The 23,388-nt window shown below is 43.2% G+C and carries 17 protein-coding genes and 9 tRNA genes; 6 read left to right on the top strand and 20 right to left on the bottom strand.

Features of this window, described 5'->3' with window-relative positions:
* Positions 1-254: 254 nt before the first annotated feature.
* Together CXF83_RS10500 and CXF83_RS10495 are read left to right on the top strand one after the other, a co-directional pair.
* Complete coding sequence (locus CXF83_RS10500) at positions 255-680, top strand: acyl-CoA thioesterase (RefSeq protein WP_101089709.1); 426 nt, start codon at positions 255-257, stop codon at positions 678-680.
* 216 nt (positions 681-896) lie between these two features.
* A complete protein-coding gene (locus CXF83_RS10495) occupies positions 897-1,556 on the top strand; it encodes a response regulator transcription factor (protein WP_101089708.1) in 660 nt (219 codons plus the stop codon).
* A 60-nt stretch (positions 1,557-1,616) separates the two neighbouring features.
* Here the strand turns inward: CXF83_RS10495 and CXF83_RS10490 are convergent, their stop codons facing one another.
* Positions 1,617-2,906 (bottom strand): NAD(P)/FAD-dependent oxidoreductase, encoded by a 1,290-nt coding sequence (locus tag CXF83_RS10490; RefSeq protein WP_101089707.1) that lies wholly within the window; start codon positions 2,904-2,906, stop codon positions 1,617-1,619.
* A 401-nt stretch (positions 2,907-3,307) separates the two neighbouring features.
* Here CXF83_RS10490 and CXF83_RS10485 point away from each other — a divergent pair, with 401 nt between their 5' ends.
* Positions 3,308-3,640, top strand: coding sequence for a hypothetical protein (locus CXF83_RS10485; protein ID WP_101089706.1), 333 nt, complete (start codon positions 3,308-3,310; stop codon positions 3,638-3,640).
* 55 nt (positions 3,641-3,695) lie between these two features.
* Here CXF83_RS10485 and CXF83_RS10480 read toward each other — a convergent pair whose 3' ends face one another.
* Positions 3,696-7,124 carry a PAS domain-containing hybrid sensor histidine kinase/response regulator gene (locus tag CXF83_RS10480; protein ID WP_101089705.1) on the bottom strand — a complete coding sequence of 1,143 codons (3,429 nt, stop codon included), beginning with the start codon at positions 7,122-7,124 and terminating at the stop codon, positions 3,696-3,698.
* A gap of 173 nt (positions 7,125-7,297) precedes the next feature.
* Between CXF83_RS10480 and acs the strand changes: the two genes are divergently transcribed.
* The 3 genes from acs (at position 7,298) to CXF83_RS10465 (ending at position 11,509) form a co-directional block, all read left to right on the top strand.
* Positions 7,298-9,250, top strand: a complete 1,953-nt coding sequence (acs, locus tag CXF83_RS10475; protein ID WP_101089704.1) for an acetate--CoA ligase — start codon at positions 7,298-7,300, stop codon at positions 9,248-9,250.
* A 143-nt stretch (positions 9,251-9,393) separates the two neighbouring features.
* On the top strand, positions 9,394-11,157 hold the full coding sequence (locus tag CXF83_RS10470; protein ID WP_198553572.1) for a DEAD/DEAH box helicase: 1,764 nt from the start codon (positions 9,394-9,396) through the stop codon (positions 11,155-11,157).
* Between the two features lie 85 nt (positions 11,158-11,242).
* Complete coding sequence (locus CXF83_RS10465; RefSeq protein ID WP_101089702.1) at positions 11,243-11,509, top strand: GrxA family glutaredoxin; 267 nt, start codon at positions 11,243-11,245, stop codon at positions 11,507-11,509.
* Positions 11,510-11,591: 82 nt separating this feature from the next.
* Here the strand turns inward: CXF83_RS10465 and CXF83_RS10460 are convergent, their stop codons facing one another.
* From CXF83_RS10460 to CXF83_RS10385, 18 genes are all read right to left on the bottom strand, one after another.
* Entirely contained in the window at positions 11,592-12,743 is a 1,152-nt protein-coding gene (locus CXF83_RS10460) for a DcaP family trimeric outer membrane transporter (protein ID WP_101089701.1), read from the bottom strand.
* A 1,608-nt stretch (positions 12,744-14,351) separates the two neighbouring features.
* Positions 14,352-14,443 (bottom strand) — tRNA-Ser (locus CXF83_RS22515).
* 35 nt (positions 14,444-14,478) lie between these two features.
* Positions 14,479-14,554 (bottom strand) — tRNA-Lys (locus tag CXF83_RS10455).
* 65 nt (positions 14,555-14,619) lie between these two features.
* Positions 14,620-14,712: transfer RNA gene (locus tag CXF83_RS22510), tRNA-Ser, on the bottom strand.
* A gap of 35 nt (positions 14,713-14,747) precedes the next feature.
* Positions 14,748-14,823 (bottom strand) — tRNA-Lys (locus CXF83_RS10450).
* A 157-nt stretch (positions 14,824-14,980) separates the two neighbouring features.
* Positions 14,981-15,056 (bottom strand) — tRNA-Lys (locus CXF83_RS10445).
* 65 nt (positions 15,057-15,121) lie between these two features.
* A tRNA-Lys gene (locus tag CXF83_RS10440) sits at positions 15,122-15,197 on the bottom strand.
* A gap of 55 nt (positions 15,198-15,252) precedes the next feature.
* Positions 15,253-15,328: transfer RNA gene (locus CXF83_RS10435), tRNA-Lys, on the bottom strand.
* Positions 15,329-15,393: 65 nt separating this feature from the next.
* Positions 15,394-15,469: transfer RNA gene (locus CXF83_RS10430), tRNA-Lys, on the bottom strand.
* A gap of 55 nt (positions 15,470-15,524) precedes the next feature.
* A tRNA-Lys gene (locus CXF83_RS10425) sits at positions 15,525-15,600 on the bottom strand.
* A 194-nt stretch (positions 15,601-15,794) separates the two neighbouring features.
* The gene (gene ybgF, locus CXF83_RS10420; protein ID WP_101089700.1) at positions 15,795-16,514 is read right to left on the bottom strand and encodes a tol-pal system protein YbgF; all 720 of its coding nucleotides are present in this window, start codon (positions 16,512-16,514) and stop codon (positions 15,795-15,797) included.
* A 22-nt stretch (positions 16,515-16,536) separates the two neighbouring features.
* Positions 16,537-17,073, bottom strand: coding sequence for a peptidoglycan-associated lipoprotein Pal (gene pal, locus CXF83_RS10415; RefSeq protein WP_101089699.1), 537 nt, complete (start codon positions 17,071-17,073; stop codon positions 16,537-16,539).
* 23 nt (positions 17,074-17,096) lie between these two features.
* Positions 17,097-18,425: a Tol-Pal system beta propeller repeat protein TolB gene (tolB, locus tag CXF83_RS10410; protein WP_101089698.1), complete on the bottom strand. Its 1,329-nt coding sequence runs from the start codon at positions 18,423-18,425 to the stop codon at positions 17,097-17,099.
* Positions 18,426-18,434: 9 nt separating this feature from the next.
* Positions 18,435-19,370, bottom strand: coding sequence for a cell envelope integrity protein TolA (tolA, locus tag CXF83_RS10405; protein ID WP_101089697.1), 936 nt, complete (start codon positions 19,368-19,370; stop codon positions 18,435-18,437).
* Positions 19,370-19,807: a protein TolR gene (gene tolR / locus CXF83_RS10400; protein WP_101089696.1), complete on the bottom strand. Its 438-nt coding sequence runs from the start codon at positions 19,805-19,807 to the stop codon at positions 19,370-19,372. The genes tolA and tolR overlap by 1 nt, the downstream gene beginning before the upstream one ends.
* Positions 19,807-20,496: a protein TolQ gene (tolQ, locus tag CXF83_RS10395; protein WP_101089695.1), complete on the bottom strand. Its 690-nt coding sequence runs from the start codon at positions 20,494-20,496 to the stop codon at positions 19,807-19,809. Before tolQ ends, tolR begins: the two co-directional genes overlap by 1 nt.
* On the bottom strand, positions 20,486-20,884 hold the full coding sequence (gene ybgC / locus CXF83_RS10390) for a tol-pal system-associated acyl-CoA thioesterase (protein ID WP_101089694.1): 399 nt from the start codon (positions 20,882-20,884) through the stop codon (positions 20,486-20,488). Before ybgC ends, tolQ begins: the two co-directional genes overlap by 11 nt.
* Before the next feature lie 315 nt (positions 20,885-21,199).
* Entirely contained in the window at positions 21,200-23,356 is a 2,157-nt protein-coding gene (locus tag CXF83_RS10385) for a prolyl oligopeptidase family serine peptidase (RefSeq protein WP_101089693.1), read from the bottom strand.
* Between the last annotated feature and the right edge of the window lie 32 nt (positions 23,357-23,388).

Raw genomic sequence — 23,388 nt, 5'->3', positions numbered from 1 at the left:
ATCTAGCCATACAAATAGTTCGAATGTTGATCCCTTGTATAGCTCCCATATCGATGAATGTGTATCAAGGTATTGAAAATAAATGCAATTGTAAAGCGAGTAAAACTCACATAAACAGTACCCAATGACATGCAGTCATTGTTATTGCTCAAGTAGACTTTAGTCCATTTCAACATAGCTATAAATTATCTTTTTTGGATGCCAACAAACGACTATAATCGCGCCCCTATTAATGCATAACCTTAAGTTGCCGTATGCCCTTAACTCAAACACCGACTCAATTTAGTGACGCTATGTCGCTTAGAATTGAGCAATCTGAAGCTCGCGTGATCAAAGCGGTCTTTCCATCAATAACCAACCATCACAATACCCTTTTTGGTGGTGAAGCATTATCTTGGATGGATGAGACGGCTTTTATTGCGGCCACTCGTTTTTGCCGTAAAACGCTAGTCACCGTGAGCTCAGACAAAATCGATTTCAATAAAGCGATCCCTGCTGGCTCGTTAGCAGAAATTATTGCGCGAGTGGTTCACGTGGGTAACACCTCAATCAAAGTTGAAGTGAACATCTTCGTTGAAGATATGTATCGAGATCATCGTGAGCATGCAATACGCGGTGTATTTACCTTTGTCGCGGTTGATGATGAAAGAAAACCCACCAAAGTTTGGACCCCGAAGTAACCCGCTTAGATTGAGGGTTATGAGCATAATCCTCATTGCTTTATTTCAACGCTTAAACATATCTATTAAACGCTAGCTTAGTCTTTAGACCAAAGTCTAACTCTGTATAAGGTTTCGCGAAATTATAACCTTTCCTAATAAATCCATAGAACCCCTTATCATTTATCTGTTACATTGAAGCACCTTCACGCGCAACGAAAATAACCCTATAAAGCCATGAAGCCTGAAAACTTAAATATAATTATTGCTGACGACCACCCTTTGTTTAGAAATGCATTGAGACAAGCTTTGTCATCTGCATTTACAAATACCCAATGGTTTGAAGCTGATAGCGCTGATGCGCTACAAAAGCTATTAGACAATAAAGACATTGAATATGATGTTGTATTGCTCGATCTGCAGATGCCCGGCTCTCACGGTTATTCAACGCTGATCCATCTTAGAACTCACTATCAAGAACTCCCGGTGGTTGTTATCTCCGCTCATGAAGATAATACGACTATTAGCCGTGCCATTCATTATGGTAGTTCGGGGTTTATTCCTAAGTCTTCATCAATGGAGACACTTGCAACAGCACTCGAAGCGGTTCTATTCGGGGATGTTTGGTTGCCTGAGGGGGTTGAGCTAAAAGAGGTCAGTGACGATGGCACCGATCAAGTCGCCAGTAAGCTATCGGATCTGACGCCACAGCAGTATAAGGTGCTACAGATGTTTGCCGAAGGTTTGCTTAATAAGCAGATAGCCTACGACTTAGGCGTATCAGAAGCCACGATTAAAGCCCACGCTACAGCAATATTCAGAAAGCTCGGCGTTCGAAATAGAACTCAAGCTGTTATCGCATTACAGCAGCTAGAGATGGAAAAAGTCGACCTTTAACCCAGTAAAAATTATCAATAAAAAACCGCAATAAAATGCGGTTTTTTTATGCTTGATTTACTATCTAAAGTTCTCCATCACTTTGTAATACATCATTCCTAATGCTAGCGCCTGATTTCCAACCCATTCATTGACTGGGATCCGTAAGTGCGACATTTCAGCAAATAAACTAAATTCTTGTAGCTCTCCAACAACAGCATTGGCCATTATTTCACCCATGATATGGGACGTTGCAACGCCATGCCCAGAGTAACCTTGGCAATAAAAAACATTGGCTGATGCTTTGCCCAGTTGTGGAATACGGTTTAGCACTATGCCTGCCATTCCCGTCCACTGGTATTCTATTTCGACCCCTTTTAACTGAGGAAATGTTCGCTCAATCGCCGGTCTAAGTGCCTTGGCAACATCTTTTGAATCTCGGCCTGAGTAATTGGTTCCACCGCCAAACATCAAGCGATTATCAGCCGTTAAACGATAATAATCCAATACGAAGCGAGTATCATAAACTGCGACATCTTTGGGAATAAGGTTTTTCGCCTGCTCAGGCGTTAATTGTGCAGTAGCGCAATTGCCAAGCGATGCAGGAAACAGCATTCCTCGTAGCTTTTTACGCGCTAATTTATGGTAGGCATTCCCCGCTAGCACCACGCTATTAGCAGTGATTTTGCCTTTTGCAGTTGTGACAGTAGCCAGTATACCGTCTTCAATATTCAATACAGCTGATCCTTCAAAGATCAGCGCTCCCATACTTTCAGCAGCTCTCGCTTCACCAATGCAAAGGTTGACTGAATGGAGGTGCATATTGCGTTTGTTAAGTAGACCTGCATGATACAAAGGCGTATTGATGTAATCGGGCAACTGCTCTTTTGATAATAGCGCTAGCTCACTTTCCATACCACGGCGGCAGCCTTCATCGAAGGTTTGCTTCAGCTCGTCAATATGACTGGCTTTATAAGCGGTGTGTAAATGGCCAAATTTAAGATCACATTCAATGGCATATTTTTTGACTCGGGCTTTAATAATCTCATGTCCACGCCAACGCATATTCCACACAAAATCTTCAGCTTCAGCACCCACTTTGTTCTTTAATTGCTTAGTCATCGCGGCATCGCCAGAAAGACTACCGGTGACCTGCCCTCCATTACGACCTGTCGCCCCCCAACCTACCTTATTCGCCTCAACAATTGCGACTTTATAGCCCTTTTCACACAGCTCTACCGCCGTCGCCACACCGGTAAAACCGCCACCAACAATCACAACATCAACGCGAATATCGCCCTCTAATTGAGGATAATCAGTCTCATCTGTAATGGTAGCGTTATAGTATGAGTTGCAGCGTGGTTCTGGCATGACAATTTCCTTTTGAGTAATAGATTACTTCTTGTTTTATATTTTTTACATTGTGTTCAGTATATCCATCTGTATCGTTTGGTCAAGCAGTCTTAAAACCAATACTCGTCTCGATGAAATAAGTTAATCCGTTGTTACCTCTCTTCAGACTGAGGGCTGTTTAGTCTATTCGAAGCTATAACTTGTCGAGTGATATTTCAGCGACTATCTTCAATAGTAAGCATTTAATACCCTAATCATTAAATGGTGATGAGTTCAAAGTGCTGGAATTTCATCCCAAGGCGCGTCGATGGCGAACGGTATAGCTTAAAAATGATACAAATTCATTGTCGATAGGTATTCAGGGATTGCTCTCTGCAGGTTCGGCAGATTAAGTAACGATTCAAAAGAAGGACTGTGATATGAAAAAACTCGGTTTAGCTATTGTGATCTTCGCCCTCAGTGCCTGTGCGTCATCGCCTGCCACGTGGAAAGGCATGTCTGAGCGAGACATTGCAGCATGGAAAGATATTGGTTTTAACGCTGAACAAGCTCAAGCATGGAAAGGCGGTGGATTTAGCCCAGAGCAATCTGAAAGTTGGTCAAAACAAGGCTTTAACCTAACGAATGCCAGTAACTGGAAGAACCAATCTTTTGATGCTAAAGAAGCCAACAGTTGGAAAACAGGCGGATTTGATGTCGAAAGTGCAGTAGATTCTCGTGATAAAGGTTTAACGCCAGTAAAAGTTGAGTAACAAGTCATTGATAAAAAATGGCACGCTTAATCAGTGTGCCATTTTTGTATCTATACTACCCTTTTCTTATCAAGCTTGAAATCAAGGCTCTTAGCGCAGCAGGTTTGACCATTTTAGCCATGTAGTGATAACCACGAGCATGTACATCATCAATCAAATCTTTACGCGTATTGGCGGTAATCAAAATGCCTGGTAAATGCTCGCCATAAAGACTACGTACACCGTCCATTGCATCGACCCCATTTTGATTGTTATCCAAGTGATAATCGGCAAGAACGATATCAGGCGCGACCCCTTTAAGGCCTAATTTAATTCGAGCATCAGCAAAATCACTGGCGCAAATCACTTCACATTGCCAACGCGTCAATAAACTCTCAAGCCCGGCTAAGATAGCCTCTTCATTATCAATGCATAATACTTTGATGCCCGCTAATGGTTGCAATAAAGACGGTATTTTCTTGGCTATTGGCGCCGTCACTTTTTCGCCCAGTGGCACTCTGATAGAAAATACAGAGCCTTGGCCCAATATTGAAGTCACACTAATTTCATGCTCTAAAACACGGCTTATTCTATCAGCAATCGCTAAACCTAACCCCAAACCATTGACACTTTTACTTTCTGGGTTATCGAGTCGTTTAAACTCTTTAAAAATCTCCTGAGTTTCACTCTCATCAATACCACAGCCGGTATCCAACACTTGGATCTCAAGTTCAGTCTCGCGGTAACGGCAACCCAATAGCACACGATTACCTTTGGCGTAACGATAAGCATTGGTGAGGAAGTTTTGCAGTACCCGTCTTAGCAAACTAGGGTCCGAGTTGATGGTTGCTGAACAGGGTATTGAGCTAAATTTAATCATGCAGTCTTTTGCCATAGCTTGGAACTCAACGGTTAAACCATCAAGCAAGTCCGCAATAGCAAAATCCCGACGATTGACATCTACCATGCCTGAATCTAATTTAGAGATATCAAGCAAATCGGTAAGCAACTCCCCTGCAATTTTAAGTGAACTATTGACGTGGCTTAAGGTTGTCTTTGCCTCTAAGTCTAAATTTGGATACTGCGAGAGTGAGGCGGTAAAAAGTCGTGCAGCATTTAGGGGCTGCATCAAGTCATGTCCTACCGCGGCTAAAAACTGACTCTTAGAGGCATTTGCCATCTCCTCTTGCGCTTTTGACTCCAGCAGTTTGCTGTTGAGCATCGATAACTCATAAGTACGTTCTTGTACTCTCGCTTCGAGTGTCTCGTTCGACTCTTGTAATGCCTTGGCCTGCAAACGGTATTGGGTAATATCGGTAAACGTCATAACAAAACCGCCACCAGGCATCGGGTTTCCTTGAATCTTGATAACCTTGCCATCTTTACGTTGCCGCTCTGACACATGCTGAGTACCGTCTCGCATGTGCTGCACCCGCTTCTCTACTTGGTCCTCAATTTCACCAATACCACAGTAGCCACGCTTAGCATTAAAACGGACAACCTCTTTAATGGGCATGCCTGCCTGCAAAAAATTATCTGGATAATCATAAAGTTCGGCATATTTAAAATTCCAGGCCACTAGATTCAAATCTTTATCCACCACACTCATACCTTCGTATGCATGCTCGATTGCGCCCCGCAGCATATCTTGGCTTAGAATGATTTTAGAAGATGCCTCATCAACAAGGTTAAACACTTCATCTAAGGCAAGATCTCGACCTTGTAATACTGAATCCATAACCAATGAGGCACTAGAAGCTCCTAGCACTCCCGCGAGCATATGTTCAGTGTGTTCAATCAATTCAGGCGGGGCGATTTTATGCCAACTGTCGCTCTTTACTGCATCTTCTGAAAAACCAGAGAAGCTCTCATACGCACGAGTTGGGCTAACAAAGCGACTCGCGAGGATAAGTAGGTCTTGCTGAGAAAGCGCCGCACTCTTGCGGTTAGTCGCCTTCTTTAACCGCCCCGGAGTGACAAAGGCACTGGCTTGCATACGCTCAGCAACACCGGCACGAAACCAAACAGAGCCAAGCACATAACAAGCACAGTTAGCGAGCAAAGCGATGAGAATATCGCGAACATTGGGTTTAATCGAATCAAGCAAGGCAAAGTCAGTGGTGACGAGGCCTGGGGAATCCGCAGCACCTTGCAACAAGATATAACACCAACTGCCAAATCCGACAGCAAGGCCTAAAAACACCCCACTTCGATTGCCATGTTTCCAATACATACCGCCGATTAACGCGGGAGCTAATTGCGCAAATGCGCCAAAAGACAACATGCCTAAAGAGGACAGCGAATCATTATCCATAAACGAAAGATAACTAAAATAGCCTAAGCCTAGAATCAGCACGATGGCAAGACGACGTACATTAAGCAGCAGTTGCGAAAACTGGCTAAAATTTCTCGCTTTTATCTGCCCTGTACGCAGCATTAATGGCACCAACCATTCATTACTCACCATAACGCTAATCGTCACTACCGCGACGATCACCATTCCGGTGGCTGCGGACAACGTCCCTAGCAACGCTACGACAGCAAGCCACGGCTTATCGAGCGCCAGTGGTAAATTAATCACATAAGTGTCAGCAGCAACGGCGTCACCTAATAATAGCTTTCCAGCTAACGCTAATGGCGCGACAAACAGGCCAAACAACAACAGATAAAGCGGGAACATCCACCGTGCTTTGACCATCGTTTGTTCATCATTGCACTCGACCATCATCACATGGAACTGTCTTGGCATACATAAAAAAGCCGCCATGCCTACCAGTAACTCAGGCATTAATGATTCGACACGTAAATTCGGTTTGTTGATCAAACCCTGCGCACTCGCTTGCTGCCAGATATCGCCGAAACCGTCAAACACACTAAAACTGATGACCGCGCCAATCAATAAGAAAGCACCTAACTTGACCAGTGACTCAAAGGCAATCGCCAGTATCATGCCAGGGTTATGTTCGGTTGCATCGAGCTTACGTGTCCCAAATAAAATGGCGAAAACAGCTAATAGTCCAGTAATGACCAGCGACACTGTAGAACCATCGAACAAGGATCCTTCCGGCTGAAAAAGATTCAAGCTAAAGACCATTGCCTTAAGTTGCAGCGCAATATACGGCATGATGCCAAACAGGGCGATTAAGGTCACGATGGCCGCAAGCAGCTGAGACTTACCATATCTTGCGGCAATAAAGTCGGCCACAGAGGTAATATTCTGCGCTTTAGACACAATCACCATTTTTCTCAGCAGACCAAAACCGACAGTAAAAATGAGAATTGGGCCGATGAAGATAGGAAGAAAAGACCATAGGTCATCGGCTGACTGCCCGACTGTGCCTAAAAAGCTCCAAGAAGAGCAGTACACAGCAAGGCTTAAACCATAGATCCAGGCTTGAATACGCTTAGTGATGCGACTGAACCACCGCTCTGCTCCCCATGCGATGAGGAACAATAGACAGACATAAACAATGGCGATGGTGCCAACAAGAACAGTCAAATTCATAGGATTCTCTTTTTTTCCCTATTTTGCGGTAAAAAACGAATGAAATCTAGCCAAAAATAATTTACAACCATTTAAAAAATAAGGATATTTTTTTACTAGACCAAGGTCTAATAGAGATGTAGCCCTTACACAATTCATACTCAACTCACGCATTATTAGATAAGGGAAGCCCAATGAGCATGCCGTCTCTCTACAAAGTTCCAAGTGAAATCGCTAAAAACGCACTTGTAAATGACGAACAATATAAAAAAATGTACCAAGAGTCGATTGTAAATCCTGAAGGTTTCTGGAGAGAACACGGCAACCGTATCGATTGGATGAAGCCTTTCACTAAGGTAAAGAAGACTTCGTTCGATGACCATAACTTATCCATAAAATGGTTCTATGATGGCACATTAAACGCGTCAGCTAACTGCCTAGACCGACATTTAGACACCAACGCCGATAAGGTCGCCATTATTTGGGAAGGCGATGATGCTAAAGATCAACGCACTATCACTTATGGTCAATTACATGCCGATGTATGTAAATTTGCCAATGCCCTTCGCAGTCAAGGGGTTCGACGCGGCGACATAGTAACCATTTATATGCCTATGGTGCCAGAAGCTGCCGTAGCCATGCTCGCATGTGCCCGTATTGGTGCCGTTCACTCTGTTGTATTTGGTGGTTTCTCACCTGACTCCATCGCATCTCGCGTGATTGATGGAAAATCAAAAGTCATTATTACCGCCGACGAAGGTTTACGTGCTGGTCGCATTATCCCCCTAAAAGCCAATGTCGATGAGGCTCTTGCTCATCCTGATGTCGATTGCGTTGAAAAAGTCATTGTAATGAAGCGCACTGGCGGCGACATCAATTGGGTTGAAGGTCGTGATATTTGGTGGGAATCTTTGCTAGAAACCGCATCAGAGCATTGTGTTCCAGAAGAGATGGGCGCTGAAGACCCACTCTTTTTACTTTACACATCTGGCTCAACTGGTAATCCAAAAGGTGTGTTACATACCACCGGTGGTTACATGGTTTACGCCGCGATGACTCATGAGTATGTATTCGATTACAAAGATGGTGAAGTGTATTGGTGTACCGCAGATGTAGGGTGGATCACTGGTCACTCTTACATGGTTTATGGCCCGTTAGCTAATGGTGCAACCGTATTAATTCACGAAGGCGTCCCCAATTATCCGACCCCTGCCCGACTAGGCGAAATAGTTGACAGACATAAGGTCAATATTCTTTATACCGCGCCGACGCTTATTCGTGCCCTAATGGCCGAAGGCAAAGAACAGTTTGATAACTTTGATGGTAGTTCACTGCGCATTATGGGCTCGGTAGGCGAACCGATTAATCCAGAAGCATGGCGCTGGTACAACGACGTTATTGGTCATGAAAAGTGCCCTATTGTTGACACATGGTGGCAAACTGAAACCGGCGGCATTTTGATCAGCCCGTTACCGGGAGCGACTGATACTAAACCTGGCTCTGCTACGCGTCCGTTCTTTGGCGTCCAGCCTGCACTTGTTGACAACATGGGCAATATCGTTGAAGGCGCAAATGAAGGTAATCTGGTTATTCTAGATTCATGGCCTGGACAAATGCGCACCGTATTTGGCGATCATGAACGCTTTGTACTGACTTACTTTAAAACGTTTAGAGGCATGTACTTTACGGGTGACGGTGCTAAACGTGATGAAGATGGTTATTACTGGATCACCGGCCGTGTTGATGACGTTATTAATGTATCAGGTCATCGACTCGGTACTGCTGAAGTTGAAAGTGCCCTTGTGGCCCATAAGGATGTCGCTGAGGCCGCTGTTGTGGGTTACCCTCACGATATCAAGGGTCAAGGTATCTATGCATATGTCACGCTCACCCGCGGCACTGTCGAAACTGAAGAGCTGCGTCAGGAACTTCGCCAATGGGTTAGAAAAGAGATCGGTGCGTTAGCAACACCCGATTTAATTCAATGGGCCGGCGGATTACCTAAGACACGTTCAGGCAAGATCATGCGTCGATTCCTGCGTAAGATTGCCGCAAATGAAGTGACCAACTTAGGCGACTCTTCAACACTTGCCGATCCAGCAGTGATTGACACTCTAATTGAGTCTCGACTCAACCGTAGTGAGTAATCATTAAGCAGTCACTCTCCATTTGACCTTCCCTAGCCCCTCTTAAGAGGGGTTTTTTTATGCCTAAAAGATAGAAGCCAATATTTTCCTTATCGTCGCCCCTTATTTGTGTGATGATTTCGTTATCTGCTCCCCCCAATGGCATGCCAAACGGAAACTCACTCGTGCAACTTAGAGATTATCAGCAACAATCGGTTGATGCCGCCATCGCCCACTTTAAATCCAGCCCCGACTCTGCCGTGCTTGTCTTGCCTACTGGCGCAGGCAAAAGCATTGTTATCGCCGAGTTAGCCAGAATTGCTAAAGGACGTGTATTAGTATTGACGCACGTTAAAGAGCTTGTAGCGCAAAATGCCGAAAAAGTCGGCTTACTCACCGATAAAGCTTCAATATATTCAGCAGGGTTAAATCAAAAGTCGACAGCAGGCAAGACCGTCGTCGCCAGCATTCAATCCGCAGTTAAGCGCCCCGAGCAATTTGACGAACCTTACAGTCTTGTCATCATCGATGAATGCCATCGCGTTAGCCCCGATAAAGACAGTCAGTATCAACAACTATTAAGCCATTTAAAGTCGAAGAATCAGCGTTTAAGGCTGTTAGGATTAACCGCTACTCCTTATCGCTTAGATTTAGGATGGATCTACCGCCAGCACTATCATGGCAAAATTGGTAATACCGAAAAACCTGTATTTGAAAAATGCATTTTTGAACTGCCGATGCGTCCACTGATTAAACAAGGTTTCCTAAGTCAGCCAAAAATGTTTGACGGCTTAAGCGCCCAATATGACTTTAGTGAGCTTACTGCTACGCCAACCGGTGAATACAATGGATCCGAGGTCAATTCGATACTCAACCATTGTGGCCGAGCGACTACTGCAATTGTTAAGCAGCTCATTGAGCTGGCTAAACATCGTCAGGGTGTGATTATCTTTGCCGCAACGGTCAAACACGCTGAAGAGATCATGGCTAAGCTTGCGGACTGTAAACCTGCATTGATTACAGCCAAAACCTCGAGTGAAGATAGAGACGCTCTCATTCACGCGTTTAAAGCCAAAGAGATAAAGTTCCTTGTCAACGTTGCCGTTCTGACGACAGGCTTCGACGCTCCTCATGTGGATCTTATTGCGATTATGCGCCCCACAGCCTCTGTTAGTCTGTTCCAACAAATGGTTGGGCGTGGCTTAAGGATCGACAAAGACAAAACTGAATGCCTTATTATTGATTACGCTGCAAACGGCTATGACCTTTTCTATCCTGAAGTTGGCCAACCTAAACCCAACAGTAAGTGTAAGCCTGTGCAAGTCCATTGCCCTGTGTGTGATTTTGCCAATATCTTTTGGGGTTTGACCGATGACGACGGCGATATCATTGAGCATTTTGGCAGACGTTGCCAAGCTTTGATTGAAACACCTGAGGGTATACAACAGTGCGATTTTAGGTTTCGTTCCAAGTCCTGCCCCAATTGCGGCGAAGAGAACGACATTGCCGCCAAGGTATGTGGTCATTGCCAAGCCGTATTAGTTGATCCCGATAAAAGACTCAAAGAGGTGTTACAACAGAAGCATCATCACTTATTCAAGTGCCAAACAATGTTGCTTGAGCCTGAAAAGGATCGTTTAGTGGTGCGTTATATCGACATCGAAGGCAATGATTTCTGTCGTTACTTTAAGATGCAAACACCCGCCCAAATAAGAGCCGTATTTGCGCTGTTTATTTTTCCACATAGCAAAACACCGGGAATGAAGCATAAAAAATATAGTTCAGCTCAAGAGTTGGCCGCTGACGCGCTTTGCTTTAGAAAACCGGACTTATTGTTGCTTAAAAAAGGGAAAAAAGGCTGGGATTTACTGGAGTCTATCTTTGATTACCAAGGCCGTTATCAAACACAACCCTCAGATAATGAATAATACGATTAACTCGACTATAAATATCGATTAGAACTAATCTCTCGCCTATGTTATAAAGTGCTCAAGCTATTTTAGAGGAACTATTATGTTTGTTGTGATTTTCGGTCGTCCAGGTTGTCCTTATTGTGTTCGTGCAGTACAAGTTGCTGAGCAACTTACTGAAAAGCGTGATGATTTCAAATTTAAATATGTTGATATTCACGCAGAAGGGATCAGCAAAGCCGATCTTGAAAAAACAGTCGGTAAGCCAGTTGAAACCGTTCCACAGATCTTTGTCGATAAAGACCATGTTGGCGGATGTACTGAGTTTGAACAATACGTCAGAGCAAACGAGCTAATGCCTGCGGCATAAGTTGAACGCTTAAAATAAAAAAGGAGGCTATTGCCTCCTTTTTTGTGTGTAACACAATTTACTTAACTATTTATCTCATCAACTACAGCACATATTTCATTGAGAAAATCACTCGATTTAACTCGCCATCAAGGCCATTTTCTTTGGTGTTTTTAGCATACATATACTCAACACCCACCGTTAATGGTTTCACAGGTGAGTACAATAGGTTGAGGTAACCTGAGTAAGAATCTTTATTTACCGACCCACCAGTTAAACTCGCATTATTATCCGCTTTAAAACCTGACCCCGTGATACTGGTACGCCATTTATCATTCCACCAGTGACGGTAAGAGATATAGCCACCGTATGAGCTGATAACCTCAATATCACCATTAGCATCTAATACGCCTGCATTAGCATAGTTAAGTGCCATATAACGCCCTAGCCCATCACCGTAGGTTGCTGACATCTTAATGTCATCCTGCCCAACAGGAATAACCCCGGTGAAGCTCACACCATAACCAAATTCGGAAGTGTCTAGACCATCTTGTTCAATATTAAGCTCACGCGCTAACCCCGCAAAGGTGAACGCCATGCCGCCTTCTGTTTTCATGTTATAGCGAGCGACAAAATCAGGCACCATGCCGCTGCCGCTGGTGATTCGACTGCTACCACCTGTATCACTTCGATAACTATTCACCGTCGTTTCAGGATTCTCTGCGGAGAATTGAAAGCCACCATTGGTGTAGCGAACCATGGTTTGACGCACGAACGGCGTACCTTCAGCAGCACCAACAAAGTCTAAGTTCTCAGGTAGCGCACCTGGGTTTTGAAAGGTAGTCCACATTTGGCCCGCAGCCCAATTGTCAAAACTGACAAAAGCTTGGCGGATACGAGGAGAGTAACTATTTGATACTCGCTCGTTGCCATCGGTATGTGTCATAAAATCAAGTTCAATAAACCCAACGAGCTTATGCCCATCAATATCAGTAGAAGATTTAAAGTTAAAGCGTGATTCTCTTGCTTGAAAATCGACGACTTGCTTGCCGTTACTCGGATCACCATAAATTGTTCCTGGTACATAAAACTGACGAGATAAGCTTCCAGAATCAGGCGCGCCATTGCTGTAGTCACTGAACATCACATCAGCTTTTACATAACCACCGAATTTAAAATCTGTCTCTGCATATGCACTGACGCTCATTGTCGCAATAGCTGCTGCGCAAAGAACGCTTAGTTTTGCTTGTTTCATTCCCTTTCTCCCATATTTTTTATTATCCTTACGAAATATGACCGACTTAACATCAAGGCAACATTGGCAATAGGTCTATCAGACAAAGGTAGAATACATACAACCAATTAGTCACATCCGCATCTAACGCCACCAATATTAGTAAAGAATCATACAAAGTGTTAATAAGTGGAGGCGTTTTTAGAAAAGAAGTATGTGTTAATGTCGAATTATTTCATTCGAATAAATATAAGAGGCAAGATAAATGCCTTAGAAAACAAAAGATATAAAACAATGATAATCAACAACTTAAAATGTTATATTTAAAATTTAAATACCCTGCAAAATAAGTGCAATACCACTGTCATGAAATATGTGAAATTTTATGCAGACTCATTACCTATCTCACTCATTATTGGTTGTTTAGTCACATAAAACTCTGTCATAAAAAGCTAACAGCTAAAATACCCATTTTTGACTTTACTCATTTCCTACGTAAATATGTTCAAAATAGAAACTATCGGGACTATCGGGACTATCAGCAAAGAAAAAACTGAGCCAGAACTATTTTGACCATTTGCTGGCTTAACAATCATAGCCAAACAGCTCAGTTAATTTTTATTCCCACTTTACATGGAGTATTTTCAATTACTGATCCCCTTTGGAGTCATATTGGCAAAATTGGCTTTTATTAGTGATGAATAAATAAGCTAGACGCGAAGACATAGAATAATACCAATTCAGATCGCCTCAGACTTTTCAATTCAAGTCGCATTGGTGAAGAAATGGTTATTCCCTTTTAAGCCAATGCAAAGCAGAAGTGGAAAGTCTGAGCCGTTCACGCAGTGCGGGCGACGTTTAAAGTAAATGGCAAAGCCCTTTAAGCTTCGTTATGGATTTTGGATATACGACTAAACGGTCTATTTTGTTCCATACAAAATAAGACATTTCCACCCTCCTTGGCGGTCAGATTCAGGATGGACGAAGGTAGATTAATGCCGGAGCAATTGTCGAGGATGCCAGAGCCGAGAATCACTATTAGCTGCAATCCCCATCTTGCCTACAGGGCTTTCAATTCCCGCTGAATGGTCAAACTTTTAATGCAACTGGTATCATAACAAAAAATAGCAATTTACTTCTATTAGCGACAAACAAGCCACTTTAAGGACAGTTACAAAACAATATTATTAATTATCAGAAGTTGTTAGTGGGGTAGGACTAGAAGGTATAACTTGAAATAGAGCATTTGATCAGAGAGCTTCAATAGACGATTGAAACAAAGAGTGCTGAGTCGTGAAGAATTCTAACTTTCGAGCAATGGCTCAATAAAGAGCAAGCTACTACCAATTCACTCTGCAAGTGTCAACAGAGCTCACAACCTAACTTAATCGTTATTACTTTTATGAATGCTGAGTGTCGCTAGGATAAATACTGGCTTGAAGTGAACAATTGAAATAGGAGCTGAAATAAAGAATTTAAAATTGATTTATATGATTTGAACAAAGAAGTGATGGGTCGTGAGGGATTCGAACAACATGGTGGTTAAGAGTAAAGCTAACTGCGTACTTTATTAAGATGCAGCAACTGATTCTTTTACTAACGTCTCTAATATTTATTCACTAAGAGAAGTGGTGGGCCCTGAAGGATTCAAACCTTCGACCAATGTGGTAGTTAAGAGTAAAGCCACTGTGCTCTTATTCAAAGCATCAACTGAGCTAACCTATCTTTACCGTCTCCATTTTACCACCTGGAGAAGTGGTGGGCTGTGAAGGATTCGAACCTTCGACCAATTGGTTAAAAGCCAACTGCTCTACCAACTGAGCTAACAGCCCTTTCTGGTATTGCTGATATTACATTTTCTGAATTCATCTGCTTTTAAGCAAATCCACTTCAGAAGTGGTGGGCTGTGAAGGATTCGAACCTTCGACCAATGTGGTAGTTAAGAGTAAAGCCAACTGTGCTCTTATTCAAAGCATCAACTGAGCTAACCTATCTTTACCGTCTCCATTTTACCACCTGGAGAAGTGGTGGGCTGTGAAGGATTCGAACCTTCGACCAATTGGTTAAAAGCCAACTGCTCTACCAACTGAGCTAACAGCCCTTTCTGGTATTGCTGATATATCCAAGTAAATAACTAACTATCATTAGTTAAAGCCAACTGTCTGTTTCTACAAGAAACTGAGCTAACGGCCCTTTCTGGTATTGCTGATATTACATTTTCTGAATTCATCTGCTTTGAAGCAAATCCACTTCAGAAGTGGTGGGCTGTGAAGGATTCGAACCTTCGACCAATTGGTTAAAAGCCAACTGCTCTACCAACTGAGCTAACAGCCCTTTCTGGTATTGCTGATATTACATTTTCTGAATTCATCTGCTTTGAAGCAAATCCACTTCAGAAGTGGTGGGCTGTGAAGGATTCGAACCTTCGACCAATTGGTTAAAAGCCAACTGCTCTACCAACTGAGCTAACAGCCCTTTCTGGTATTGCTTTTCTGAATTCATTTGCCTTGAAGCAAATCCACCTCAGAAGTGGTGGGCCGTGAAGGATTCGAACCTTCGACCAATTGGTTAAAAGCCAACTGCTCTACCAACTGAGCTAACGGCCCTTTCTGGTATTGCTGATATTACATTTTCTGAATTCATCTGCTTTGAAGCAAATCCACCTCAGAAGTGGTGGGCTGTGAAGGATTCGAACCTTCGACCAATTGGTTAAAAGCCAACTGCTCTACCAACTGAGCTAACAGCCCTTTCTGGTATTGCTTTTCTGAATTCATTTGCCTTGAAGCAAATCCACCTCAGAAGTGGTGGGCCGTGAAGGATTCGAACCTTCGACCAATTGGTTAAAAGCCAACTGCTCTACCAACTGAGCTAACGGCCCTTTCTGGTATTGCTAGTATCTTTAACGCTTAATTTAGATTAACTAAATAATTCGTTTAGATACCCCCGAAAGACGGTGTCTCTCTGAGGGCGCCTATAATACCTTTTTCATTTGCTCATGCAAGCGCAAATTTATCATTTTTTATCGTTTGCATGAAAAACAGCCTAAGAGATTGTTTTTTGAATAAATCGTCATCAAAGTGCTGAAAGTTGCTGCTGTGCAATACGCGCCGCGGCACTGTTGGCATATTCCTTAACAACTTTCTGATAATAGGCTTTCGCTTTTGCTTTATCGCCAGTCTTCTCAGAAATCATTCCCAGCTTGACTAAACTCTCACCGCGCTTACCGGAATCTTTGAATTTATCAACCACGGTTGTAAACGCTTTAGCCGCGCTAACAAACTCACTCTTATTATAAAGTAGCTGACCTAACCAGTAATTAGCATTAGGAGCATAGCTAGAATTTGGATATTTTTCTATAAACTGGGCAAATGCTGGAATGGCAGCTTCGTACTTTTTCTCTTTCAGCACTAAATTTACAGCTTGCTCATAACTGGCAGTCTCGCCCAGGCTTGAACTTGCAGTCGAAGAACTATTACTACTTGCTACTATAGGTACCGCAGGCTTACTTGAGATATTAGCAATATCTTCATAAAGCTGACGTTGCCTTTGCAGCATCTGCTCAATTTGATAAGACTGTTGCTCACTTAATCCACGCAAGTCGAGGACTTCTTGTTGCAAAGTTTCTAAACGTTGCTGCATAGCAAATTCAGTTTGCTGTTTAGCTTTTACAATTCGCTCTAGACGAGCCACTCTGTCGTCTGAAGAGCCACCAGCAACATCCTCAACTGGTGCAGGTGCAGCATGAGCCGCACTCGCTAGGATGATTGCCGCTGATATCACGGCGTATTTCATAGGGTAAACCTTTTACCGAAAATTAATATACAAGTACTGCGCGACGGTTTATAGCAAAACCCTCATCAGAACGAGTTAGGTCCATTGGCTTTTCTTCGCCATAGCTAACAATACTCATTTGGCTAGGCTGTACACCCATGCCTTGTAGATATTTTGCAACAGCTTTAGCACGACGTTCGCCTAGTGCAATATTATACTCAGGCGTGCCGCGCTCATCTGCATGACCTTCAATCATGACTCGAACATTTGGATGTTCAACAAGATAATCACCATGTGCTTCTAACACTTCAGCAAATTGCTGAGAAACTGAACTACGATCAAAATCAAAATAGATGATGTGTTCTTTTCTTAGTTCTTGAAACTTAAGCTGCTGCTGCTCTTGTGGTGTTAGTACTGGCGCTACACCGCCAGTTTCAACACCATTGTTAGCAGATTCACTTGTTGATGTTCCAGTAGAGCTAGTTGCATCTGTTTCAGACTCAGAAGTCGAGCTACAGGCACTGATAGCCATAATAGGAAGTACGACTAACATGGCTTTAAATAGCTTATTCAGATCCATTTTAAAATCCTTAATCTTTATAGTTATAGAAATGGTGACCAAGAAGGTGATTTCACTTCACCTTGACCGGCAGGTAATCGGGCTTTAAATCGCCCATCCATAGAAACTGCGGCCAATACTTGTTTACCTTGGTATGTTGTTCCGTAAATTACCATAGTACCGTTGGGTGCTAGGCTTGGGGATTCGTCGAGTCGTGTACTCGTCAAAACTTGCATAAATCGTGTTTCAAGATCCATTCTTGCAATATTGTATTTACCATTAGTCCGATTTACAAAAATAATGCTGCGTCCATCGGGTGCAATCGACCCCCCGAGGTTCCACTCACCTTCGAACGTTAAGCGAGAAATCTTACCTGAATCCAAAAAGACTCTGTATAGCTGAGGGCGTCCGCCACGCTCGGAAGTAAGTAGTAATGACTTACCGTCTGGAAACCAAGAAGGCTCTGTATCAATAGCGTAATGATTGGTGACTCGCTTTAGTGCACTCGTTGCAATATCAACCACATAAATATCAGGCTGACCATCTTTTGAAAGCGTTACGGCCAATTTTTTCCCATCAGGCGAGAACACAGGCGCACCATTAATACCGTTAAAGCTGGTGACTTTTTTACGCGCCTGCGTATAAATATTTTGCACGAACACTTCAGCTTTACGGTTCTCAAAACTGACATAGGCTAATTCCTGCCCATCAGGGGACCATGAAGGTGACATCAATGGCTCTGGTGAACGTAACAACATCTGCTCGTTATAGCCATCATAATCGGAGATCATCAACTGATAAGGAGATTTTTCGCCATGTTTGACAACGACATAAGCAATACGTGTCAGAAATGCACCACGAATACCCGTCAACTTCTCGTAAACCACATCACTAATACGATGTCCATACTGCCTAAACTGTTCTGCGCTAATCACTGTTTCGCGACTATCAATCACCAGCTCTTTTGCAGATTGTGGACCCATATCGGATTGTAATTGTGCTTTTACCAAGTCGATTAACTCAAAACTCACCAGGTATTTATCAGCGCCATAAGGCTTGACTGATCCCATGACGACCGCTTCAGCAGGCTGTGCCATCCAGGCTTTAGCATCAAATTGCGCCAACGTACTGATATTACGTTGCGGTAGGCTTAACTCATCTGATGGGCTGAATGTGCCACTACGTGCTAAATCTGACATAACAATATCAGAGATCTGTGACGGCATAGGGCCAGTACCTTGCCAAACAAAAGGAATAACGGCTATCGGTCTTGCAGCATCAACCCCTTCGGTAATAACGATATCTAATGCCGCTTTAGCAGGCATGCTACAAATTAGCAGGCTTACCAGTAACCATTTCCCAAAAATCTTCATGTGACTCCTTTAATCAAACTCGGGTTGAACTGTTAAATTAATTTCTTTTAGCTTGTTATATACATCAGGCTCATTCGACACTGGCAAACGGCCAGCTTTGTTGATTGCCGCCTTAGTGGCTCGGCATACAACGCTATCTCCGTCCAAAATCCTACTTGCAGTAACAAAACCATCATTGGCTAAACGAATAAAGACTTTGCAGCTTTTCCCTCGCATAGATTCATCAACCACTAAATTGCGCTGAATCGTCGCTCTAATCATTGAGGTATAACGCTGAACTTCACTCGTGACCTGTTTATTCCGCGTTTGCGACAGTGCCACCTGCTCTGCAGCCAATGCATCTTGCATCATCTGTTCTTGCTGTCGCCTGGCTTGCTCTTCTGCTTTACGTTTACGCTCTGCTTCCGCTTTACGCTTACGTTCATCTTCTGCTTTTTTAGCCTTGGCTTCTTCTGCTTTACGCTTATCAGCCGCTTTTTTCGCAGCCTCTTCAGATGCCTTACGCTCTTTATCTTTTTGCTTACGATCTGCTTCAGCCTTTACCGCTTTCTCGTTTTCTTGTTTCTGCTTTAACTTGGCGGCTTTGGCTGCGTCATTAGCATTTTTTGTTTCAATCTCTTTTTGCTTACGTTGCTTCTCTAACTTTTTAATTTGTGCTTGTTCGCGCTCGCGCTCTTTTCTGGCATCACGTACACGCTTATCCGCATTATCTTGACGCGCTTTCTCTTTACGTTCAGCTTCACGCTTCTGCGCTTTTAACTTTTCAACATGCTCGGCCACTTTTCGCTGATCAATCACCACCGCCTGCACAGCGGGGGCACTGGCTTGAGGCTGGGGTTTAGGTTTTTCGGAAAAATCGATTCCTAAGGCTAAAATAACTATCACGCCAATATGAATCCCAGCTGAAATTGATACTGGAAGGGTTAAATCAGATTTAGTCGCCACTACTTATCCTCCGGCGAATCGGTCATCAAACCAACAGACGGTACGCCAGCCCCTTGCAGTGTCACCATCAACTGGATCACTTTTTCATAAGCAATGCTGCGGTCAGCTTTAACAACAACAGGACGTTCAGGCTCTAATTGAATAATAGCGCCAATTCGAGTAGCAACCTCTTCAAGTTCAAGCACCTCTTTGGTACTCGAGCTGCCCACATCCAGGTAGTACTCGCCCATAGCATCGATTGACGCAACGATTGGCGGCTTACTATCTGCCGGTAAAGATTCCGCAGCACCTTGCGGCAGATCAACCTTAACCCCCTGAGTTACAATCGGGGCTGTCACCATAAAAATAATCAATAGTACCAACATCACATCGATATAGGGCACCACGTTAATTTCAGCGACTGGACGACGGCGCTTCCTTTGGTAGCCTTGATGCATTATGCCTGTTCCTTCTCGCTGTATGCTTGGCGATGCAAAATACTGGAGAACTCTTCCATAAAGTTGGCGTAAGACATTTCAATCTTATCCACTTGAGTTGAGAAGCGGTTATACGCAATAACAGCCGGTATAGCCGCAAATAGGCCCATTGCGGTGGCAATCAATGCTTCTGCAATACCGGGCGCGACCATGGCAAGCGTGGCGTTTTCAACCGCACCGAGGGCGATAAAGGAGTTCATGATCCCCCAAACCGTACCAAACAGCCCAATATAAGGACTCGTTGAGCCTATGGTTGCTAATAGAGGTAAATGAGTTTCGAGTTTTTCCATTTCACGAGAAAGAGACACTCGCATGGCACGGTAGCTACCATCCATAATCGCTTCAGGTACTCGTCCGTTTAATTTGCTCAAACGTGAGTATTCTTTAAAACCAGTCACAAACAATGCTTCAAGACCTACGTTCCGATCCTGACGAGCAGAAAGCTCTTGATAGAGTTTATTAAGATCAACACCTGACCAAAATTTATCTTCAAACTTTAGCGCTTCGCTTTTTGTTGCCGCCAATAATTTACGACGTTGAATAATCACTGCCCATGAGGCAATGGACAAACTAAGCAAGGTCAACATAACAAATTTAACTAAAAGACTTGCTTGTAAAAATAATCCAATAAAAGAAATATCAGCTTCCACCGTTAAACTCCTGGGCAATATGTTGGGGAATGGCTCGGGGTCTCATACGCGATAATGCGACACAGGCGACTAAGATTTCAGCCTCGCAATACGTAACGCCCTGTTCATCAATTAAACGCTGTTTAAACACCAACGACGCTTTCTTAAGTTGTATGACCTCGGTTTCGACCATAAGGTTCTGTTCAAAACGCGCAGCTTTACAAAAATCCAGTGCGGCACGCTTTACAACAAAAGCTATATCATCGGCAAGTAGTGCAGTTTGACTCACACCCATCGCCCTTAACCATTCAGTTCGTGCACGCTCAAAAAACTTTAAATAATTTGCGTGATAAACAACGCCACCAGCATCAGTATCTTCGTAATAAACGGAAATAGGCCAACGAAACATATAATGATATCGCCATTTAATGAGATAAAATAAGAGGCCTACTATACCTAGCCAATATGCAATTGTGAATGGCGATATGTGATAACCCAACCGCTTCTTCATAAAATTTTGTTAATAATCTTAACGAATTATTACCTCTGTACCCAAACGGCTTAAAAATGCGCGTTGCAGAGATGTTGCGCCAATTCAATTCACGGCGCATTGCCCGTTATTCCCTAATTAAGCGAATGCGACAACGAAGTGGGCTTGGGTATCATTTTCAGGCAAAAGAAAGGGAAGCCTGAGCTTCCCTTTTTAATAAACCGAAATCAAAACTTATTGTGCGATTTTCGCTGGCACATTTAACCCAAAGTTATGCCATAAGAAACTATAAATATCAGCAAACTCATCAATCTTCATTGCCGTTGGTTTACCCGCACCGTGACCCGCTTTTGACTCTATGCGCATGATAACTGGCGCATCGCCTTGTTGTTTCTCTTGCATCATGGCACCAAACTTAAAGCTATGCAGTGGTACAACCCGATCATCATGATCTGCTGTCATCACCATAGTGGCAGGATAAGACTGTGCTGTTACATTGTGATATGGCGAATAAGCATAAAGTGCAGGGAATTGTTCTGCGTTATCTGCACTGCCATATTCACTGGTCCAAGCCCAGCCAATGGTGAACTTTTGAAAACGTAGCATATCCAACACACCTACCGCTGGCAGCACTGCCGCAAAAAGCTCAGGACGCTGAGTTAATGCCGCGCCCATCAATAAACCACCATTGCTACGACCATAAGCACCAAGCTTAGTACTATTGGTATACTTCTCACTGATCAGATACTCGGCCGCAGCGTAATAATCGTCAAATACATTCTGCTTTTTGTCGAACATGCCAGCTTGGTGCCAGCTTTCACCGTATTCAGCGCCACCACGAAGGTTAGGCACCGCATAAACACCGCCCATATCCATCCAAGCAATATTGGCAGGACTAAAGCGCGGGGTGAGTGAAATAGCAAACCCACCATAGGCATAAAGCAAGGTTGGATTGTTGCCGTCTTTCTTAATCCCCTTCTTGTATGAGATCATCATTGGCACTTTTGTACCGTCTTTACTGGTATAAAAAACTTGCTCTGATGTGTAATTTTCAGGGTCAAATGAGACAGTAGGCTTTGAATAAAGTGTCGACTTACCTGTTTTGAAATCAAACTTATAGGTGGTTTGCGGTTGAATGTAACTATTAAAGACATAGTAGAAGTAATCTTTACTACGTTTACCATAAGGCCCAGCTATCTTTCCTTTCCCCGGTAAAGCAACATCTTGGCGCTTGTCGCCATTCATGCTGTAAATCGTTAATTTACCCAGAACGTCATGCAGGTAGCTCACAACAATGTGATCATTAACGATAGCAATATTACTTATTGGATCTTTAAGCTCAGGAATAATCGTTTTCCAATTATCCTTGCTGCTTTTATTCACATCAATAGCAATCACTTTACCATTTGGCGCGTGATAATCGGTCTTAAAGTAGAACGTCGATTTATCATTACCAATAAAGCTGTATTCCGCTTCCAAGTCAGGGATAAGTTCAACCATCTCGGCTTGTGGCTCTTTTAATGACTTATAAAAAAATCGATTACGACTGTCTGTCCCCTGAGAGATATAAAGCAGCAGGTAATCGCCTTTATCTGTCACTTCAATCCCAAAACCCCAATCTTTATTTTGTGGTCTTTCATATACCAAGGTGTCTTCTGCCTGACTGCTGCCTATTTTATGAAAATACACTTTCTGGTTAAAGTTAACATCGGCGAGCGCATTTCCCCCTTTGGGAGCATCATAGCGAGCGTAATAGACGCCAGTGTTTTCACTATTCCATACCGCGCTGGAAAACTTTATCCAATCTAGCTGATCAGTTAACTTTTTTCCGCTCGCAATATCGACAAAGTGCCAGGTTTGCCAATCCGAACCTGATTTAGAAACACCGTATGCTAATGTATTACCATCATCACTTACCGACGTACCCGACAGTGCAATTGTACCGTCAGATGAAAACGTATTTGGGTCCAATAACACTTTCTCGTTACCCTTTGCATCTTTCACAAATAAAACAGACTGTGCTTGCAGGCCATTATTGCGATAGTAAAAGGTGTTAGTGCCCTTTTCATTTGGTGCTGAAATTTTTTCAAAGTTCCACAGTTCAGTAATACGATCAACAATCGCTTGTTTGTTTTCAATCGCCCCTAAGTAAGCTTTACCGTCTTGCTGTTGCTGCTTCACCCATTGATGGGTTTTATCTGACTCAACTTCTAAAAAGCGGTAAGGATCGGCAACCTGAACACCATGAATGGTTTCAATGACACTATCTTGGTCCGCTATAACAGCTTTTTCCTGTGACTCTTCAACAGATTGAGATTGGCATCCGACGATGGCAAGCCCTAATCCGATAGCCAATAACTGTCTTTTGGCAAAAAAAGAATTAATTCGCATTATTTGTATCCCTGATTCACTTATCCGTAGCA

The sequence above is a fragment of the Shewanella sp. Choline-02u-19 genome (assembly GCF_002836205.1).
Classification (GTDB): Bacteria; Pseudomonadota; Gammaproteobacteria; order Enterobacterales; family Shewanellaceae; genus Shewanella.
Note: the sequence above shows the minus strand (reverse complement) of the source record. Positions and strands in the feature narration are given on the sequence as shown.

Excerpts from the sequence above, each read along its gene's own strand:
- CXF83_RS10500 (WP_101089709.1), top strand. The coding sequence starts at position 255 with ATGCCCTTAACTCAAACACCGACTCAATTTAGTGACGCTATGTCGCTT.
- CXF83_RS10495 (WP_101089708.1), top strand. The coding sequence starts at position 897 with ATGAAGCCTGAAAACTTAAATATAATTATTGCTGACGACCACCCTTTG.
- CXF83_RS10490 (WP_101089707.1), bottom strand. The coding sequence starts at position 2,906 with ATGCCAGAACCACGCTGCAACTCATACTATAACGCTACCATTACAGAT.
- CXF83_RS10485 (WP_101089706.1), top strand. The coding sequence starts at position 3,308 with ATGAAAAAACTCGGTTTAGCTATTGTGATCTTCGCCCTCAGTGCCTGT.
- CXF83_RS10480 (WP_101089705.1), bottom strand. The coding sequence starts at position 7,124 with ATGAATTTGACTGTTCTTGTTGGCACCATCGCCATTGTTTATGTCTGT.
- acs (WP_101089704.1), top strand. The coding sequence starts at position 7,298 with ATGAGCATGCCGTCTCTCTACAAAGTTCCAAGTGAAATCGCTAAAAAC.
- CXF83_RS10470 (WP_198553572.1), top strand. The coding sequence starts at position 9,394 with ATGCCAAACGGAAACTCACTCGTGCAACTTAGAGATTATCAGCAACAA.
- CXF83_RS10465 (WP_101089702.1), top strand. The coding sequence starts at position 11,243 with ATGTTTGTTGTGATTTTCGGTCGTCCAGGTTGTCCTTATTGTGTTCGT.
- CXF83_RS10460 (WP_101089701.1), bottom strand. The coding sequence starts at position 12,743 with ATGAAACAAGCAAAACTAAGCGTTCTTTGCGCAGCAGCTATTGCGACA.
- ybgF (WP_101089700.1), bottom strand. The coding sequence starts at position 16,514 with ATGAAATACGCCGTGATATCAGCGGCAATCATCCTAGCGAGTGCGGCT.
- pal (WP_101089699.1), bottom strand. The coding sequence starts at position 17,073 with ATGGATCTGAATAAGCTATTTAAAGCCATGTTAGTCGTACTTCCTATT.
- tolB (WP_101089698.1), bottom strand. The coding sequence starts at position 18,425 with ATGAAGATTTTTGGGAAATGGTTACTGGTAAGCCTGCTAATTTGTAGC.
- tolR (WP_101089696.1), bottom strand. The coding sequence starts at position 19,807 with ATGCATCAAGGCTACCAAAGGAAGCGCCGTCGTCCAGTCGCTGAAATT.
- ybgC (WP_101089694.1), bottom strand. The coding sequence starts at position 20,884 with ATGTTTCGTTGGCCTATTTCCGTTTATTACGAAGATACTGATGCTGGT.
- CXF83_RS10385 (WP_101089693.1), bottom strand. The coding sequence starts at position 23,356 with ATGCGAATTAATTCTTTTTTTGCCAAAAGACAGTTATTGGCTATCGGA.